At 66.0% G+C, this 16,607-nt stretch carries 17 protein-coding genes; 2 read left to right on the top strand and 15 right to left on the bottom strand.

Annotated features, from left to right (window positions below; all coding sequences use genetic code 11):
- Positions 1–198: 198 nt before the first annotated feature.
- From C3Y92_RS21865 to C3Y92_RS12235, 15 genes are all read right to left on the bottom strand, one after another.
- Positions 199–1,086, bottom strand: a complete 888-nt coding sequence (locus C3Y92_RS21865; RefSeq protein WP_456242912.1) for a UshA-like (seleno)protein family 2 — start codon at positions 1,084–1,086, stop codon at positions 199–201.
- 50 nt (positions 1,087–1,136) lie between these two features.
- On the bottom strand, positions 1,137–1,994 hold the full coding sequence (locus C3Y92_RS12295) for a UshA-like (seleno)protein family 2 (RefSeq protein WP_129352922.1): 858 nt from the start codon (positions 1,992–1,994) through the stop codon (positions 1,137–1,139).
- A gap of 5 nt (positions 1,995–1,999) precedes the next feature.
- Positions 2,000–2,275, bottom strand: coding sequence for an HU family DNA-binding protein (locus tag C3Y92_RS12290; RefSeq protein WP_005993416.1), 276 nt, complete (start codon positions 2,273–2,275; stop codon positions 2,000–2,002).
- Between the two features lie 111 nt (positions 2,276–2,386).
- The gene (locus C3Y92_RS12285) at positions 2,387–3,217 is read right to left on the bottom strand and encodes a MinD/ParA family protein (RefSeq protein WP_129352920.1); all 831 of its coding nucleotides are present in this window, start codon (positions 3,215–3,217) and stop codon (positions 2,387–2,389) included.
- A gap of 8 nt (positions 3,218–3,225) precedes the next feature.
- Positions 3,226–3,822, bottom strand: a complete 597-nt coding sequence (locus C3Y92_RS21495; RefSeq protein ID WP_268932643.1) for a GGDEF domain-containing protein — start codon at positions 3,820–3,822, stop codon at positions 3,226–3,228.
- Between the two features lie 3 nt (positions 3,823–3,825).
- Positions 3,826–4,098 (bottom strand): hypothetical protein, encoded by a 273-nt coding sequence (locus C3Y92_RS21490; RefSeq protein WP_235669472.1) that lies wholly within the window; start codon positions 4,096–4,098, stop codon positions 3,826–3,828.
- A protein-coding gene (prfB, locus tag C3Y92_RS12275) for a peptide chain release factor 2 (protein ID WP_207213995.1) occupies positions 4,082–5,195 on the bottom strand; the annotation gives its coding sequence in 2 pieces (ribosomal slippage) (positions 4,082–5,119 and positions 5,121–5,195; 1,113 coding nt in all). Before prfB ends, C3Y92_RS21490 begins: the two co-directional genes overlap by 17 nt.
- A gap of 21 nt (positions 5,196–5,216) precedes the next feature.
- Positions 5,217–6,743 (bottom strand): apolipoprotein N-acyltransferase, encoded by a 1,527-nt coding sequence (gene lnt / locus C3Y92_RS12270; protein ID WP_129352916.1) that lies wholly within the window; start codon positions 6,741–6,743, stop codon positions 5,217–5,219.
- A gap of 282 nt (positions 6,744–7,025) precedes the next feature.
- Positions 7,026–7,844 carry a hemolysin family protein gene (locus tag C3Y92_RS12265; RefSeq protein WP_129352914.1) on the bottom strand — a complete coding sequence of 273 codons (819 nt, stop codon included), beginning with the start codon at positions 7,842–7,844 and terminating at the stop codon, positions 7,026–7,028.
- A 135-nt stretch (positions 7,845–7,979) separates the two neighbouring features.
- On the bottom strand, positions 7,980–9,062 hold the full coding sequence (locus C3Y92_RS12260) for a PilZ domain-containing protein (RefSeq protein ID WP_129352912.1): 1,083 nt from the start codon (positions 9,060–9,062) through the stop codon (positions 7,980–7,982).
- 42 nt (positions 9,063–9,104) lie between these two features.
- On the bottom strand, positions 9,105–10,967 hold the full coding sequence (gene mnmG / locus C3Y92_RS12255) for a tRNA uridine-5-carboxymethylaminomethyl(34) synthesis enzyme MnmG (protein WP_129352910.1): 1,863 nt from the start codon (positions 10,965–10,967) through the stop codon (positions 9,105–9,107).
- A 172-nt stretch (positions 10,968–11,139) separates the two neighbouring features.
- Positions 11,140–11,793: a class I SAM-dependent methyltransferase gene (locus tag C3Y92_RS12250; RefSeq protein WP_129352908.1), complete on the bottom strand. Its 654-nt coding sequence runs from the start codon at positions 11,791–11,793 to the stop codon at positions 11,140–11,142.
- A 137-nt stretch (positions 11,794–11,930) separates the two neighbouring features.
- Positions 11,931–13,154 carry a M20 family metallo-hydrolase gene (locus C3Y92_RS12245; protein ID WP_129352906.1) on the bottom strand — a complete coding sequence of 408 codons (1,224 nt, stop codon included), beginning with the start codon at positions 13,152–13,154 and terminating at the stop codon, positions 11,931–11,933.
- Between the two features lie 141 nt (positions 13,155–13,295).
- Positions 13,296–13,538 (bottom strand): PxxKW family cysteine-rich protein, encoded by a 243-nt coding sequence (locus C3Y92_RS12240; RefSeq protein ID WP_006917742.1) that lies wholly within the window; start codon positions 13,536–13,538, stop codon positions 13,296–13,298.
- Positions 13,539–13,648: 110 nt separating this feature from the next.
- A complete protein-coding gene (locus C3Y92_RS12235) occupies positions 13,649–14,977 on the bottom strand; it encodes an amidohydrolase (RefSeq protein ID WP_129352904.1) in 1,329 nt (442 codons plus the stop codon).
- A gap of 111 nt (positions 14,978–15,088) precedes the next feature.
- Between C3Y92_RS12235 and C3Y92_RS12230 the strand changes: the two genes are divergently transcribed.
- Both C3Y92_RS12230 and mtnP read left to right on the top strand, forming a co-directional pair.
- Positions 15,089–15,604, top strand: coding sequence for an adenine phosphoribosyltransferase (locus C3Y92_RS12230; protein WP_129352902.1), 516 nt, complete (start codon positions 15,089–15,091; stop codon positions 15,602–15,604).
- 122 nt (positions 15,605–15,726) lie between these two features.
- Complete coding sequence (gene mtnP, locus C3Y92_RS12225) at positions 15,727–16,470, top strand: S-methyl-5'-thioadenosine phosphorylase (RefSeq protein WP_006917735.1); 744 nt, start codon at positions 15,727–15,729, stop codon at positions 16,468–16,470.
- Positions 16,471–16,607 lie beyond the last annotated feature (137 nt).

The following is a 16,607-nucleotide window of genomic DNA, read 5'->3' as shown; positions in this document are numbered from 1 at the left end:
TCCCTAAAAACTACGATGGTTTTTTAAGAAAGATTACGGGGTTTAGCCTGTTGTCTGCGGAATTCCCATGGGCTTTTCGTGGGCGTGTGACACGAGGCCTCCCCTACGGCGTCAAAACGCCCCGCCCTCATCGCAGCCGGACTGCGGGGAGAGCGGGGCGTTTTGCCTTGCCAGGCGGCGCGCGGCGGCGACGCCAGGCTATTCGAACAGCTTCTTGATCTCGGGATCAGCCGGATAGGCCTCGTCAAGGTTCACCACCTCGGCCTTGAAGTTCTCGTTCGGCTTCCAGGCGAAATCCGATCCCTGCGGCAGTTGGAGCAGGTCCAGGCGATTGACGGTCTTGCCCCGGGTGTAGGCCCGGGCGAAAAGCGTCTTGCCGCCGGGGCCTGGCCGGCCGGCCGTGCCGGCGTTGAGGCCGCTGCCAAGCAGCACGTCCAGGACGCCCGGATGGGCGGCCAGGAAGGCTTCCTCGTCAATCATGCCGATGCCGCTGACGCCGATGACCAGCGCCACCGACGGCCGCAGTTTTTTGGCCGCCTCGGCCACGGCGTCGCCCACGGCCGGGGGTGTGGGTTTGGTCAGATCGGCCGGGGCCGGGAAAAAGACGATGCCCACCTTGATCCCGCCCTTGTCGAGGACGGCGGTCACCGGCTTGTCGCCAAGGACCGTGAAGCCGGCCGGGATGGGCGCGTCGGCGCTTTTGAGATAGGCGGCTTCGCTTGGCAGCAACGCCCCGGCGTCGTAGCGAAGGCGCGTCATGGCCTGGCTGATGGCCGGCAGGCGGCGCGGCTCGGGCTTTTTTTCCGGGCCGTCGGACAGGATTTCAAAAGGGGCGGCAATGACCAGGGTACGTTCCTGGCCAGGCGCGGCGCTACGCAGCGATTCGATGAAGGTGGCCCTCCGGGCCAGCCCGCCGACGAGTTTGCCGCCTCAGGACGGGCAGGGCTCGTAGTTGCCGTAGGTGTTGCCGGACAGGACGATGGTCAGCGCCGGTTCCTGGGCCTGGGCCTGGGGCGGAAGGCCGCAGACGACCGTCAGGGCCAGGAACAACGTCGCGGCCAGCAAGCGGTGAAAAACGGTGTGCACGATGGGCCTCGAAAGGTTGCAAGTCGCCGCCCGAAGGGAGGCGGCCGAAATTACTTGAGCATGACCTCGACAGCCGGATCTTGCGGGAAGTTCTCGTCCAGGGGATCGACCTTGGCCGTGAAGTTCTCGCCGATCTTCCAGGCGAACCCCGGCGCGCCCGGCAGGGCGGCCAGATCGAGGCGGTTTACGGTCTTGCCCTTGATGTAGGCCCGGGTCCACAGGGTGCGGCCGTCCTTGGAGGTGCGCGAAGCAAAGCCCGAACCGCCGCCGCTGCCCAAGAGCACGTCCACCGCGCCGGACTTGGCGTTGATGAAGGCCTCTTCGTCCAGGGCTCCCCAGGGGCTTATCCCCACCACCAGGGCGACCTTGCCGCGCAATTCGCCGGCCGCCTTGGCCGCGGCGTCCATCAGCTTGTCGGGCACGGCGGCGCTGATGTCCTTGGGCATGGGGAAAAAGATCAGCCCGACCTGTTTGCCGCCGACGTTGACGATGGCCGTGGCCGGCGTGTCGCCAAGCAGCACGGCCCCCTTGGGCAGGGCGGCCTTGTTGGCCGACAGGATGGCCGCTTCCTGGGGCGTGACGGCCAGGGCGTCGTAGCGAAGCTTTTCGTGGGCCTTGGCCACGGCCGGGAGCTTGGCCGGCTCGGGCGGGGCGGCCGAGACCTCGGGGGCGAATTCCCAGGGGCCGGCCACGGCCAGGGTTTTGCCGGAAGCCCGGGCCGCTTCGAGGGCGCTGGCCCGCCGGGCCAGGCCGCCGAGCTTTTGCGGGCCGCAGGTGGGGCAGGGGTCGAAATAGCCGTAGGTATTGCCGGCGTAGAGGATGGTCAACGCCGGCTCGGCGGCCAACGCCGCCGCCGTGGTCATGGCCGTGACGGCCAGGACCAGCAGCAAGGTGATCAGGGTGCGCATAGGGGCTACTTGTTGAGATATTCCTTGAGTTCTTTGCCGGGGCGGAAGAAGGGGAGCTTTTTCGGGGCCACGGTGACCACGTCGCCGGACTTGGGGTTGCGGCCGGTGTAGCCCTTGTAGCCCTTGATCTTGAAGCTGCCGAAGCCGCGGATTTCCACGCGGTCTTCGTTGATAAGCGCCTGTTTGACGGAATCGACAAAGGCGTTGACGATGTCGGCGGCTTCGTCGATGTGCAGGTCCTTGGTCTCGGCCAGGGTCTTGATGAGTTCGCTTTTGTTCATCGCGTGGTCCTCGCGCTGTTGACGGTTGGCCGGACGCCTCCCCAAACTGGCGGAGTGCAATCGTCCATCTATTTCATACCATTGCCGAAAACAACGGTCCCCCGTCAAGTCCTACTTGCGAATCGTTGGAATTTTTCCCAGCACCGGCGCGCCGAGCAGTTCGTCGTGGCGCTGCTGGCGCACCCGGTGCAGCCGCACCGCGCCGCTGACGATGTCCAGGGCGGCGGGGCTTTTGGGGGCGTGGCGCAGCAGGGGAATCTGGCGGCGCACGGCGTCGGGCAGGGCCTGGTCATGGCGCACGCCGCCGATGAGCTGGGGTTCGAAGCCCAGGAAATGGCTGCAGGCCGCCGACAGCCGGGCAAAGGTGGCCTGGGTGTCCGAGACCCGCTCCACCTGATTGACCAGCACATGGAAGTCCGAAATCCCGTATTGGGTGTGCAGCACCTTGATGACGGCGTAGGAGTCGGTCAGCGAAGTCGGTTCCGGAGTGACGACCAGCACCCGCATCTGGCTCATGGCGGCCACGGACAACACCGTGGGCGAGATGCCGGCTCCGAGGTCGAGCATGAGGTAGTCGTAGCCGGCAAACACGCCGTTGAGCTTTTGGAACAGCACCTCGCGCATGTCGTCGTCCATCTCCAGCAGTTCGGGCACGCCGCTGGCCGCCGGCAGGAAGTCGAAACCGCCGGGTTCGACGGCCAGCATGACCTCGGCGGCGGTCACTTCCGGGCGAAACAGGTCCTGGAGGTTTTTTTCCGGCGACAGGCCGAGCAGCACGTCGACGTTGGCCAGGCCCACGTCGAAGTCCATGAGCAGCACGCGGTGGCCGGCCCTAAACAGGGCATAGCTCAGGTTCAGGGTCAGGTTGGATTTCCCGACCCCGCCCTTGCCGCTTAAGATGGCCACCGACAGGGTGGCGTTGGGATTTGAGGCTTCGGGCATACGCCGTATCATCCTTTGGTCGTGCCGGTGAAAAGAAAGCGCTTTTCATCGGCTCGCACCAGGGTTTTTTCAGGGGTTCCGGTCAGGTCGGCGATGGGGGCGCAGCGGACGCGGTCCTTGCCCTCGGCCTTGGCCATATAAAGGGCCTCGTCGGCCATGGCGTAGAGCTTCTCCCGGCTGATGGCCACCTTGCCCTTGGTGCAGGCGATGCCGGCCGAGAGGGTCACGCAAAGGGGCGTGTCCACGCCCTCGCAGACCACCCGAAGGGTGCGGGCCGATTCGATGAGGCGCTCGACGATGCCTTCGGCCCGGACCATGCCGACGCCCGGCAGGATCAGGGCGAATTCCTCGCCCCCGACCCGGGCGGCGTAGTCGTAGGTGCGCTTTTCGGCGGCCAAAAGCGCGCCCATGGTTTCCAGCACCCGGTCGCCGCAAGGGTGGCCGTAGGTGTCGTTGACCGTTTTGAAATTGTCGAGGTCGAGCAACGCCAGGGCCAGGGGCTGGCCCGAGCGCGAGGAGCGGATGAGTTCGGCGGCCAGGATGCGCTCGAACGCGCCCCGGTTGTGAAGCTTGGTCAGGGGATCGTGTTCGGAGAGAAAGACCAGTTCCTAAAGCGTCTGCTGGATGCGCGTAAGATAGGGGAACGGGTTGGCGGTGATGGGCAGGGCCATCCAGTCGCGCAGGTCGCGCCGCGCGCCAAGCCCCTCCCATTCCTGAAGCGTCAGCCCCGAGCACAGGCGCATGATGACCAGCCCTTCGCCTTCCTCGGCGCAGGCCGGCTTGTCCGTTCCGTCGAGCAACTGGCGCAGCTCGTCTAGCTCGGCGGCCAGGGCCTCGTCCGGGAAGTCCGGCGAACAGCCGCCGTTATTTGCGGGAGTCATCGCCCGACGCCAGGAGGAAGCCGCGAATGAACTTGTCCAGGTCGCCGTCCAGCACCGCTTCAACGTCACCGGCGTCCACGCCGGTGCGATGGTCCTTGACCAGTCGGTATGGCTGCATGGTGTAGGTCCTTATCTGGGATCCGAAACCGATGGCGTTTTTGGATTCGTAGCTTTCCTGCTTCTCGGCCTCAAGCTTTTTGAGCTCCAGGTCATAAAGTCGGGCCTTGAGCACCTTCATGGCCGTCTCGCGGTTGCGGTGCTGCGACTTCTCGTTTTGGCACTGCACCACGATGTTGGTGGGCAGGTGGGTGATGCGGATGGCCGAGGACGTCTTGTTGACGTGCTGGCCGCCCGGCCCCGAAGCCCTAAACACGTCCACCCGCAGATCGTCTTCCTTCACCTCGATGTCGATGTCCACGCCGGCGTCGGGGTAGACGTCCACCGAAGCAAAGGAGGTGTGGCGTCGGCCCGAGGAATCGAAGGGCGAGATGCGGATCAATCGATGGATGCCTTTTTCCACGGCCAGCAGGCCGTAGGCATAGGGACCGGAAATTTGCAGGGTGACGCTTTTGACGCCGGCCTCGTCGCCGGGCAGGAAGTCGAGCATCTTGACGTCGAAACGCTTGCGCTCGGCCCAGCGGCGGTACATGCGCAGCAGCATCTCGGCCCAGTCCTGGGCCTCGGTGCCGCCGGCTCCGGGGTGGATTTCGAGGATCGCGTCGGCGTTGTCCTCGGGGCCGAAAAAGGCGGCCAGTTCGGCGTCGGCCAGATCAATCCGAAGCGTGCCGATCTGTTCGGCCAGGGCGTCGAGGATTTCCGGGCTGCCGTCGTCCTTGGCCATGCCGAGCCACTCTTCAAGGTCGGCCCGGGCGGCCAGCAGACGCTCGCCGTCGGCGACCTTGGCGGCAAGGGCGCTTTTTTCCCGAAGGATCGGGGTCAGACGCTCGGGATTATCCCAGGCGCCGGGCTGGGACAGCTCGGCTTCGATGAGTTCCAGACGCTGGCGGCTTTTATCCAGGTCAAAGACGCCTCCAGAATCCTTCGAATTTTTCCAAAAGCTCGGCGCCCTGGGTGCGCAGTTCCGAATATTGCAGCATGTCGTGAGCAGTCGCTTGGGGTTAAAGGGTCAGTCCGCCGGGGCGGCGGTCGCGGGACCGAACAGGCCTTAAGCAAGCGGCCAGCCCCAGGAGCGCGAACAGGGCCGGCAGGCCCCAGGTGATCAGGCCGTAGTAGCGGTGATACCAGGTCGTTTCCGACACGATGGGCGTCTCCGGGCATGGCAGGGCCAGGGCCGTGAAAAGGCCGCCCTGGGCCATGACGCGCCCCCGGGGGTCGATCACGGCGGAAATGCCCGTGTTGGTGCCTCGGATGAGCGCCCGTCCTTGTTCGACGGCCCGCAGCAAGGCCAGATCGAGATGCTGCCGGGGAGCCGCCGTATCGCCGAACCAGGCGTCGTTGGAGATGTTGACCAGGACGTTGGCCCCGGCTTCCACCCGTTTTTGAGCGAGTTCGGGAAAGATCGCTTCATAGCAAATGAGCGTTCCCAGGGCAAGGTCGCCCTGGCGCAGAGGGGCGGCCGACGCGCCGGGCTTGAAGTCGCCCACGCCCTCGACCAGCTTGCCGATGAAGGTCAGGTACTGCCCCAGGGGGACGTATTCGCCAAAGGGGACGAGGTGTTCCTTGTCGTAGCCGGCGGCCCGGCCGTCCGGGGCCAGCAGGAAGGCCCGGTTGTAGAGCACGTGCCCGCCCAGGGTGCGTTCGTAGGCCGGCGCGCCAAAGACCAGGGGCACTCCGGCCGAGGCGACGAAGTCGCGCACACGCTGGGCCAGATGGCCGCCGTCCTGATAGAAAAAGGGCATGGAAGTCTCGGGCCAGACGAGGAGGTCCGAAGGCGCGTCGGACAGGGCGCGCTTGGACAGGTCAATGTACTTATCAACCGTTTCTTCCTCGGCCTCGGGGGCCCATTTGCGGCTTTGGTCCACGTTGCCTTGGACGATGGTCACATGGGCGGCGGCGATCTTGGGCACGGGGTCGGCCAGCCGGCGGTTGCCGAGAAAGGCCAGTCCGGCCGCAATGAGGATAACGGCCAGGGTCGGACGGGAGAAAAGCCCGTAGACGGCCGGGCCGGCAGCCAGGGCGGCGAGCAGGCCTGAGAGGCCGTAGGCTCCGAGGTAGGCCGCGCCCTGGATGGCCATGGGCCAGGGGGAAAAGGCTCCAGCCAGGGTGAGCCAGGGAAAGCCGGTGAAAAGCGTGCCCCGCAGCATCTCCATGACGGTCCAGGCGGCGGCGGCGTAGGGCACAAACAACCAGGCCGGGAGCCTGGCCGCGCCAAAGCGCCAGGCCAGGGCCAGGGCGGCGGCGTACGCGCCAAGGACCAGACCCATGAGCACCGGCACGGGCGTGGCCAGCACCCAGGGCATGCCCCCGAAGTCGTGGACGGGCAGGCAGGTCCAGTAAAGATTGCCGGCGGCGGTCAGCGCGCCGGTCCAGTAGGCCCATTTGGCGGCCTGCCGGGTGGTTTCGGCCCGGCAGGCGAGGTAGGCCAAGCCGGCCGGCAGCAACAGCATGAACAGCGGCAGGCGGGCGACGGGGTTGGCCAGGCCGAACCAGGCTCCGCACACGGCAAGAAAAGCGGCAAGGATCACGGCGTCACTTCCGGGGATTTGAGGATAGGCGGCAGGGGGGAAGCCTCCGGCGGCCGGGGGGATGATCCCCCCGGACCCCCTCGACGGGAAAAGTGATTGAGGGTGGTTCGCCTTTGATGGAAACCACCGTTGCTTCGGCGGCCAAGGGACTAACCCCTGAAAATTTTATCAAGCGGCAGCTAGTGTCGCGTCCTAAAAAAATACGCTAGTTTTTTTAAGAAAAATAAATGGTTTTAGCTCGTTGACTATCAAAAACCATATGCGCTTTTCGCGGACGCGATACTAGGCCTCGGCCGGCTCGATGACGATGGAGCGGATCTGGCGGCGGTCGGCCTCGCGGACGGTGAAGCGCCGTCCGTCCAGGGTGAAGGCGTCGCCCTGCCGGGGCACGCGGCCGGCCAGTTCGGTAAGGAAGCCGCCGATGGTCTCCACCTGTTCCGACTCCAGGGACAGGCCCAGGGCAGCGTTGATGTCTTCGAGCATGGCCCGTCCGGAAACCTGATGGACGCCGGGCCGCAGTTCCCGGATCTCTTCGGGCTTGCTCGGATCATGTTCGTCCTCGATCTCACCGACGATCTCTTCCAGCACGTCTTCCAGGGTGAGCAGCCCCGAGGTGCCGCCGTATTCGTCCAGAGCCACGGCCATGTGCTTTTTCTGGCTGCGAAATTCCAGGAGCATCTTCTTGAGGTCCAGCGTCTCCGGGACAAACAGCGCCTCGCGCATGATGGCGCGCAGGTCGGGCGTTTCGCCGCAGACCGGCAGCATGTTGCTGAGGATGTCCTTGGCGTAGAGCACGCCCAGGATGTTGTCGCGGTTGCCTTCGTAGACCGGGATGCGGGAGTGGCCGTGGGTTTTGATCAGGGCGCAGACGGCGTCCAGGCCGTCGTCGATCTCGGCGCAGACGATGTCCGGGCGCGGCACCATGATGTCCGACACCTGCTTGCTTTCCAGCCGCAGGATGTTGAGGAGCATGGAGGCGTCTTCCGGGATGATGGAACCCTCCGCCCGGGCTTCCAGGATCAACTCTTCAAGGGAAATGCTTTTTTGGCGGAAAAATTTGGTCAGGGCATTCCAAAACCGACCATCGGAATCGTCGTCCAACCTGATCCTCCTAAGCGGGGCGCGCCGTCATGCGGCGTTTTTCCGCGAAGTACTCCGGGAATTGCGTCGTTTCCGTGACAAGCCCGGATAGCTGAACAAAAATACTAACAACGATCTTGGCGTTCGTCCATGGGGCTATTCGCCGCGTTGGCGGTAGATGGCCAGATGGCGGCGGTAGGCCCAGTCGTCCAGGGCCGGCACGCCGGCGGCGGCGGTTTTCCAGGACAGCGGCTCGCCGGGCGTGTCGCCGGGCACGGCAAAGCTCGTGATGTGAAAGCCCACGCCGACGATGCCCAGGGCCTTGGGATCGCCGTAGATATTCTGCAGGCGCAGAGCCAGATTGAACTCCACGGGCTGGCCGATTTCCGGCTCGGCCAAAAGCAGCCGGGCGATGAAGCGCGAGGTCGGCTCGAACAGGCGATGCCCCCGGCGGTAGGCCTCGTGCTGGACCTCCAGGCGCAGGCCGCCGCCGGAAATGTTGCGCAGTTCGATGTCGGGGGTGTCGAACTTGGGGTCAAAGCGCAAAAGCGGCTCGCCCCAGGTGGCCGGGTCGGCAAAGCGGCCTCGGTTGTTCTTGATGGTGGACTCGTGCCACAATTCCAATTCGAGAATGACGTTTTGCGGCGGCTCCACCCGCAAGAACCCGCGCTTTTGCTCCAGCTCCAGGCGAGTCGGCCAGTCCACGGTCATGTGGATGAAGTTGTCGCCGGCCTTGCCGATGGCCTGGATGGGGGCCACGAAGTTGTAAAAACTGTGCAGGTCGCGGTGGGGATCAAGGCGCAGGCGAAAATCGCAGGCCACGAGCTTGCCGATCCAGGTCGGGTTGGCCCGCACGAGCGAGGTCATTTCAAGTTCGATGCCGCGCCCCGGCGAGGCGGCGACGATGGCGGCGTCGGTCATGCGCGCGCCGGGATCGTCGCGCACAAAGCTCACCCGAACCTTGCTGCGCTGGGTCAGGGCCGTCTCCACCAAGGCCCGGACCTCGGCCGGCTTGGTGATCCAGGTGGTGGGGCGCACGTCCGTTGGCCGGTACTTGGTCTTCACGAACGCGCCCACGCCGATAATCGTGAAAAACATTGCGAAAGTCCCGGCCATGATGAGCAGGGCCTCGGGCGAGGCATGGCCGGTGTTGGTGTCGTCGAGCATCCGATCCCACCAACCGGGGTCAAAAAGGCTTAAAAAAGCCGGAAGGTGGGCAAACCCCCAGAATTCCGCCATGAATCGGTCATAAGCCATCGTCCGGGCGGGCACAAGGGGCTTTTAGGCCTGTCTGGACAGCTTTTTGAGATGGATTTCCAGGCAGGACACCGCCGCCGGGGTGACGCCCGAGATGCGCGAGGCCTGGCCCAGGCTGCGCGGGGCCACCCGGACGAGCTTTTCCACCACTTCCCGGGACAGCCCGGCCACGGCGGCGTAGTCGAGATCCTCCGGCAGCGCCACGCTCTCGTGGCGGCCGGCCCGGCCGGCCAGCTCTTCCTGGCGCTTCAAGTACCCGTCATATTTGACGCGGGTTTCGGCTTCCACGGCCGCCTCGGCCGGAACTTCGGCCAGTTCGGGCCAGAAACGGAAAAGATCGGGCAGGCTGACGGCCGGGCGGCGCAGGAGTTCGTCCAGGCGCAGGCTGCGCTCGGCCGGCTTGCCGCCAAGGGCCTCCCAGGCCGCGTCGTCGCAGTCTCCGGGCCGCACCCGGCGCTCGGCCAGACCGGCCATGGCCTTGCTGATGGACGCTTCCTTGGCCTCGTAGCGCACCCATTGGGCCTCGCCCACAAGGCCGATCTCCCGACCCAGGGCGGTCAGCCGGGCGTCGGCATTGCCCTCGCGAAGAAGCAGCCGATGCTCGGCCCGGGAGGTGAACATGCGGTAGGGTTCGCTGGTCCCCTTGGTGACGAGGTCATCGACCAGGACGGCCATATAGGCCTGATCGCGGCGCAGCAGAAACGGCGGCCGGCCGGAAAGCGCCAGACAGGCGTTGAGGGAGGCCCAAAGCCCCTGGGCGGCGGCCTCTTCGTAGCCGGAGGTGCCGTTTATCTGGCCGGCCAGATACAGCCCCGGCAAAGCCTTGGTTTCCAGGGTCGGGGACAGCTGCACCGGGTCGGCGTAGTCGTATTCGATGGCGTAGCCCGGGCGCACGATGACCGCATTTTCCAGTCCCGGGATGGTGGCGATCATGGCCTTCTGGGTCTCGATGGGCAGGCTGGTGGAGATGCCGTTGGGGTAGATCTCCGGGCTTTCCAGGCCTTCGGGCTCCAGAAACACATGATGGCGGTCGCGCTCGGGAAACCGGGCCACCTTGTCTTCCACCGAGGGGCAGTAGCGCGCGCCGGTTCCCTGGATGACGCCGGTGAACAGGGGCGACCGCTCGAAACCGGCCCGGATGGCCTCGTGGGTGCGGGCGTTGGTGTGGGTGAGGTAGCAGGGCACCTGGGGCAGCACCGGCCCGGGGCCGTGGAAGCTGAACCCCGGCGGTGGCGTGTCCCCGGGCTGGGGCACGGTCACGGAAAAGTCGATGCTCTTGGCCAGAAGGCGCGGCGTGGTGCCGGTCTTGAGGCGGCCAAGGGTCAGCCCATGGCGGCGCAGGCTGGCGGGCAAGCCGTCGGAGGGCGGATCGCCCAGACGGCCGCCGCGCAGCTGGGTCAGGCCGATGTGGATAAGCCCGCCCAGAAAGGTGCCGGTGGTGACGATGACGGCCCGGGCGGCAAACGTCTCGCCCGAGGCGACGCGCAGGCCGCTGACGCGCCCGGCCTCGGCCAGGATGTCCTCGGCGCTGTCCTGGCGCACGGTGAGGTTTTCCTGGGCGAAGACGTCACGCTTGACCACCCGCATGTACTGGTCGCGGTCGATCTGGGCGCGGGTGGCGCGCACGGCCGGCCCTTTGCTGGTGTTGAGCGTGCGGAACTGGATGCCGGCGGCGTCGGCCCACAGGCCCATCATGCCGCCAAGGGCGTCGATCTCGCGGACCATGTGCCCCTTGGCCAACCCGCCGATGGCCGGATTGCAGGACAAATGGCCGATGCGGTCCACGTTTTGGGTGAGAAGCAGGGTCTTGCAGCCGAGTCTGGCGGCGGCCATGGCCGCCTCGCAGCCGGCGTGTCCGGCCCCGATCACGATGATGTCGAACGTCATGGAAGTCACGCGCCTCCGGCGTAGGGAAAGGGAAAGAGCATGTAGGGGCGTTGCCCCGACGCCCCGCCGGGGGGCATAATCTCCCCCGGACCCCCTTGCAAGGGGTGGAATGGGAAAAAAATGGGGGGCATGGTCAGATCGGCGTTAACGGAAAGGGCGGCCTCAGGCGGCTTCAGGCAGCGTCGGGCTTGCGGCCCAGGCAGCACAGCCAGCCCTGGTCGGGTTCCTCGTGGACGGCGACGTCCACGAAGCCGGCGGCCTCGAACAGCTCCCGGAATCGGACCGGGGTCAAATAGGTCATGGGCACGAGTTCCAGCCATTTGCGGTTGCGGGCGTCGAAGCGCGGCGTGTCGTAGACCTCGGCCAGGAGCAGGAACCGGCCGCCCGGGCGCAGCACGCGCCGCACCTCAATCAGGTCGGCGGCCAGGTCGGGCCAGAAGTAATGCGTCTCCACGGCCGTGGCCAGATGAAAGGTGGCGCCGCGGTAGGGCAGGGCCGAAACCGAGGCTTGGCGCACTTCCATGTGGCCCGAGGCCACGGCCTTGGCGTTATGGCGTCGGGACAGGGCCACGCTTTTGGGCGAGGCGTCGATGCCGCAGATGCGCCCGCGCGGGGCCAGTTCGGCCAGCCGGGCCAGGGTGCGGCCGCCGCCGCAGCCGATGTCGAGGATGTCCTGGTCCGGGGCGACGTCCACCTGGGACAGGCCCCAGGTGGTCAGGGCGTAGTGGCTGCGGTTCATGCGCCGGCCGATGTATTCGCCAAGGATGCCGCCGGGCCGGCGGCACTGCTCCATGAGGAGCTTTTTCCAAGCGCGCTTGATATTCATCCTTCATCTCCGCCCGCCTACACAGCAATGCGTCCCCTCCGCAACCCCTTTGGGGGGTCCGGGGGCCTCAGGCCCCCGGCGGAGAGGTCCAGGAGAGGCAGAGCCTCTCCTGGCCGCCGGAGGCATCTTATGACAAACTAACTATACAACACCCTCGCCATAACTTTAGCATCGCCGATGGTTTTGGCGATGCTGGAGCGTTCGTTGGGCTGGTGGGCGTTGTGTTCCAGGGTGGCCCAGACCACGGCCGGGTAGCCACGGCGGCGCAGATAGGCGGCCACGGTGCCGCCGCCGATGCCCATGGGTTTGGGATCGGCTCCGTAGACCTGCCGGATGCCGTCCATGACCCGGGTGACGATGGTGGCGGAGACGTCGGTGGCTGGCGCGGCCTGCTCTTTTTGCACGATCTCGTAGCTGACGGTGACGCCGCAGGCTTCCTCAACTTCTTTGCCGAAGCCCGCGATGGCGGCCAGGACGTCGTCGAGGTTGTAGTGGGGCAGCACGCGGCAATCGACGTAGAAGACGTCGCGGCCGGGGATGGTGTTGATGTTTTCGACGTTGGCTTCTTTCTTGGTCGGCTCGAAGGTGGAGTTGGCGGGGTGGAACAGCGGGTCCTTGTCGCCGAACTTGTCGTAGAGCTTGGGGATCTTGAGGATAAAAAGCGAAGCGGCGGCCAGGGTGTTGACGCCTTCGGCCGGGGTGGAGGCATGGCACTGGCGGCCTTCCACGATAACCTTGAGCCAGAGCATGCTTTTTTCAGCCACTTCCACCATTTCGCTGGTGGGCAGGCCGAAGTCGGGCACGAGAAAGAGGTCGTCCTTGGAGAAAAGCCCGTCGTGGTGGGCGGCCACGTAGTCGAGGCCGTATTTGCTGCCGGTTTCCTCGTCGGCCACGAACAGCATCCCGTAGTTCATGGGCGGCAGCAGCTTTTTGGCGGCGATGGCCCGGCCGAGCAGGATGGAGCTGACCACGGCCTGCTGGTTGTCCTCGACGCCGCGCCCGTACACGAGGTCGCCGTCGACGGACAGCGTGTAGGGATCGTTTTTCCACAGGGCGCGGTCGCCGGGCGGCACGATGTCGAGGTGGGAGATGACCCAGAAGGTGCGCGAGGCGTCGGCCCCGGGCATGACCACGGCGAGGTTGGGGCGGTGGCCGCAGGGCACGCGGGGATCGGGAGCGTTTATTTCGCGGACTTCGGGGAAGCCCATGTCGGCCAGCAGGACTTTGAGGCGGTCGGCTTTTTCGCGTTCGCCGGGACCGCCGTTGTCGGGGCCCAGGGCGGGGATGGCGGTCATTTCGCGTTGCAGGTCGATGACGGCCTCGCGTTCGCCGTCGATATGGGCCAGCAAGTCGTCTAGCATAGGGGCTCCGGGCTTATGGGTGGAGAAGTCGCCAAAGCCGGCAATGTAGCCGGTCGGCGGGCGCTTGGCAAACCGGACGCAACGCAAAAAGCCGGGAGGCGCAAGACCTCCCGGCTGGGCGTGACGGAGAAAGAGCGGGGCCTAGCGACCGCGGGCGGCGCGCTTGGAGGCCTTGAGGGGGTTGATGTTGACCTTGCCGCCCTTATCGACTTCGAGCTTCATGTGGGTGGCGAAGTTGCAGACCTTCTGGGCCCACTTGCGCTCGGGCAGGGGATAGCTCTTGCAGTATTTGACCCCATCCTGCTCCATGGTGCGATCGCAGCCCTCGCACTTTTCCACGATGGGATGGCATTCGACGCCATTGACGGTGATGACCTGGGACATGGGATAACCTCCGGACCGCGCGGGATGGGGCGCGGGAATAGTTGCGGCGCAAAGCCAGCCTTTATTACGGAGCGTAGCGGGCCTGTCAAGCGACTTTTCAGGGGCTTCCGCTACCGCCCCGTCAGTCGGGCGGCCGTGTCGGCCGCGTCGCGGCGCAGCTTTTCGTAGTCAAAGGTTAAAAACGCGCCGTCGCGGTAGAGGACCCGGCCGGCGACCATGGTGAGAACCACTTCGCCGCCGCTGGCCGCGTAGACCGCGTCGGACACCGGGTCCAGGCCGGGGCGCAGGGCCGGTCGGGTCAGGTCCAGGGCGCACAGATCGGCCGGCGCGCCGGGCGTGAGGCGGCCCAGTTCGGGCCAGCCCAGGGCGGCGGCGCCGTCGCGGGTGGCCATGTCCAGGACCGCCCCGGCCTCAAGGGCCGTGGGGTCGCCGGTGCCCACCTTTTGCAGCAGGGCGGCGAAGGCCATCTCCGAAAAGAGGTTCAGCGCATTGTTGCTGGCCGGACCGTCGGTGCCCAGGCCAACCGTCACGCCGGCCTGGCGCAGGGCCTGGACGGGTGCGATGCCGCTGGCCAGCTTCATGTTGCTCTTGGGACAGTGGGACACGGCCGTGCCCGAGGCGGCCAGGAGCGCGATGTCGGCCTCGTCCAGGGCCACGCCATGGGCGAGAAGCGTGCGCGGCGAGAGCATCCCCAACTCCTGCAAATACGGAATGACCCGCTTGCCGTTGGCGTTGAGGCAATCGTCGTTTTCCCGGGCCGTCTCGGCGGCGTGGGTGGACAGGAGCAAGCTCCGGTCCCGGGCCAGGGCGGCGCAGCGCTCCAGGGTGTCGCGGCGGCAGGTGTAGACGGCGTGTGGGAACACGGCGGCGCGCAGCCGGTCATGGCCGGCGAGCTGTTCAGCCAGGGCCGCGCCTTCGGCCAGGGAGGCGTCGGCGGATTTGAAGCCGGCGCTTTCCATGTCGAACACGCCCTGGCAGATCACGGCCCGGATGCCCGCGGCTTCGGCGGCGGCGGCTGCGGCGGCGTTGTAAAAATAGGCGTCGAGAAAGCAGGTCGTGCCCGAGGCCAGCATCTCGGCGCAGGCGAGTAGCGTGCCCTGGCGCACGGCCTCGGCAGTCAGCTTGCCCTCGGCCGGCCAGATGTGCTGGCTTAGCCACACCGAGAGCGTTTCGTCGTCGCAAAGGCCCCGAAAAAGGGTCATGGCGGCGTGGCCGTGGCTGTTTATCAGCCCCGGCAGCACCATGGCTTCGCCCAGGTCAAGGGTCTCGGCCGGGGCGTAGGCGGCGGTAAGCTGCGCGCGCGGCCCCACGGCCGCGACCCGGCCGTCGGATATGGCGACGGCGGCGTCGCGCAACACCTCGCGGGCATCGTTTTGGGTGACCACAACGGCGGCCGTGACCAGGATATCGCAGGGCAGGGGGGCTTTGGCGTTTTCCATGGCCGCATCCTTTAGCCCATGGTGGCTGGCAGGCCAAGCCCGGCTTGACCGGATGGCGCAAAATTGCCTATGCGACTGCGGTTACCCGACTGTATTTCCAAGGAGAGGCCCATGGACCTGCGCACACTTATTCGCGACATCCCGGATTATCCCAAGGAAGGCATCCTCTTTTTCGACATCACGCCGCTTTTGGGCGATCCGGACGGGTTCCGCCGGGCCGTCGACCTTTTGGCCGAGCGGTTCGCCGATTCCGGAGCCACGAAAATCGTGGCCGCCGAGGCGCGCGGCTTCATTTTCGGCGCGGCGCTGGCCTACAAGATGGGCCTGGGCTTCGTGCCCGTGCGCAAGCCTGGCAAGCTGCCGTACAAGACGGTTTCCGTCTCCTATGACCTGGAATACGGCTCCGACACCCTGTGCATGCACGAGGACGCGCTTTTACGCGACGAAAAAGTGCTGGTCATCGACGACTTGCTGGCCACGGGCGGCACGCTGTCCGGCGTCATCGATCTCGTGGAGCATTTCGGCGCGGACATCGTCGGCATCGGCGTGGTCATTGAGCTGGAATTCTTAAACGGCAAGGAACAGCTGCGGTCCTACGGCTACGAGAGCATTTTGCAGATCGCCTAGGGGCGGATTTCGATCGACGCGGCGGTTGTCTGGGCAAAGCGCCCGAGGCGCTCTTCCCCGGCCCGGGAGCCTCTGGTACCCTGGCTCGTTCTTGGTTGACTATCCAGTCGGAGAAAAACGGCATGAAGATCGGCATCATCGGCGGCAGCGGCCTGGACGACCCCAATATCCTGGAAAATCCCTCCGACATCGAGGTGGACACCCCTTACGGCGCGCCAAATTCGACCCTGCGTCAGGGCCGGATCGCCGGCAAGGACGTGGTGCTTTTGGCCCGCCACGGCCGGTCCCACACGGCCACGCCCACCCACGTTAACTACCGGGCCAACATCCACGCCCTGCGTTCGGTGGGCTGCGCCGCCGTCATCTCCACCACGGCGGTGGGGTCGCTGCGGGCCGAGATCGGGCGCGGCGATCTGGTCATCCTCGACCAGTTCATCGACTTCACCCGGCGTCGGGCGCTCACCTTCCACGACCGGTTCGAGCCGCACAATCCGGCCCACACGCCCATGGCCGACCCGTTTTCCGAGCCGCTTAGAAAGCTGCTCATCGACGCCTGCCGCAAGTTCGGCTACCGCCACCACGACAAGGGCACGGTGGTCACCATCGAAGGGCCGCGTTTTTCCACCCGCGCCGAATCGAACATGTTCCGGGCCTGGGGCGCGGACGTCATCAATATGAGCGTGGCCACGGAATGCGCCCTGGCCGTGGAGGCCGGGCTGCCGTACGCGTCGGTGGCCATGAGCACGGACTACGACTGCTGGAAGACCGACGAGCCGCCCGTCTCCTGGGAGGAGATCGTGACGATCTTCAAGGAAAACGCCGAGAAGGTGACGAGCGTGCTTATTGAGGTGGTGGGGAAGATGTAGCCCGGCCGTCTGCGGGCTGACTGCTTTTTTGCGGGGCGTCCGGCGACGGACGCCCCGCTTGTTTTTCGCCGTTCCCAAATCCCCCCGTCCATGCCATAACGGCTCCAATGATCCCCCTTCCCGCGACGCGCCGCGTC

Source organism: Solidesulfovibrio carbinolicus (genome assembly GCF_004135975.1).
Lineage (GTDB): Bacteria > Desulfobacterota > Desulfovibrionia > Desulfovibrionales > Desulfovibrionaceae > Solidesulfovibrio > Solidesulfovibrio carbinolicus.
Note: the sequence above shows the minus strand (reverse complement) of the source record. Positions and strands in the feature narration are given on the sequence as shown.

Coding starts and splice junctions, on each gene's coding strand:
- mtnP (WP_006917735.1), top strand. CDS start 15,727: ATGAAGATCGGCATCATCGGCGGCAGCGGCCTGGACGACCCCAATATC.
- C3Y92_RS12240 (WP_006917742.1), bottom strand. CDS start 13,538: ATGTCCCAGGTCATCACCGTCAATGGCGTCGAATGCCATCCCATCGTG.
- C3Y92_RS12230 (WP_129352902.1), top strand. CDS start 15,089: ATGGACCTGCGCACACTTATTCGCGACATCCCGGATTATCCCAAGGAA.
- C3Y92_RS12250 (WP_129352908.1), bottom strand. CDS start 11,793: ATGAATATCAAGCGCGCTTGGAAAAAGCTCCTCATGGAGCAGTGCCGC.
- C3Y92_RS12295 (WP_129352922.1), bottom strand. CDS start 1,994: ATGCGCACCCTGATCACCTTGCTGCTGGTCCTGGCCGTCACGGCCATG.
- mnmG (WP_129352910.1), bottom strand. CDS start 10,967: ATGACGTTCGACATCATCGTGATCGGGGCCGGACACGCCGGCTGCGAG.
- C3Y92_RS12290 (WP_005993416.1), bottom strand. CDS start 2,275: ATGAACAAAAGCGAACTCATCAAGACCCTGGCCGAGACCAAGGACCTG.
- C3Y92_RS12245 (WP_129352906.1), bottom strand. CDS start 13,154: ATGCTAGACGACTTGCTGGCCCATATCGACGGCGAACGCGAGGCCGTC.
- C3Y92_RS12285 (WP_129352920.1), bottom strand. CDS start 3,217: ATGCCCGAAGCCTCAAATCCCAACGCCACCCTGTCGGTGGCCATCTTA.
- C3Y92_RS21490 (WP_235669472.1), bottom strand. CDS start 4,098: ATGACTCCCGCAAATAACGGCGGCTGTTCGCCGGACTTCCCGGACGAG.
- C3Y92_RS12260 (WP_129352912.1), bottom strand. CDS start 9,062: ATGGCGGAATTCTGGGGGTTTGCCCACCTTCCGGCTTTTTTAAGCCTT.
- C3Y92_RS12235 (WP_129352904.1), bottom strand. CDS start 14,977: ATGGAAAACGCCAAAGCCCCCCTGCCCTGCGATATCCTGGTCACGGCC.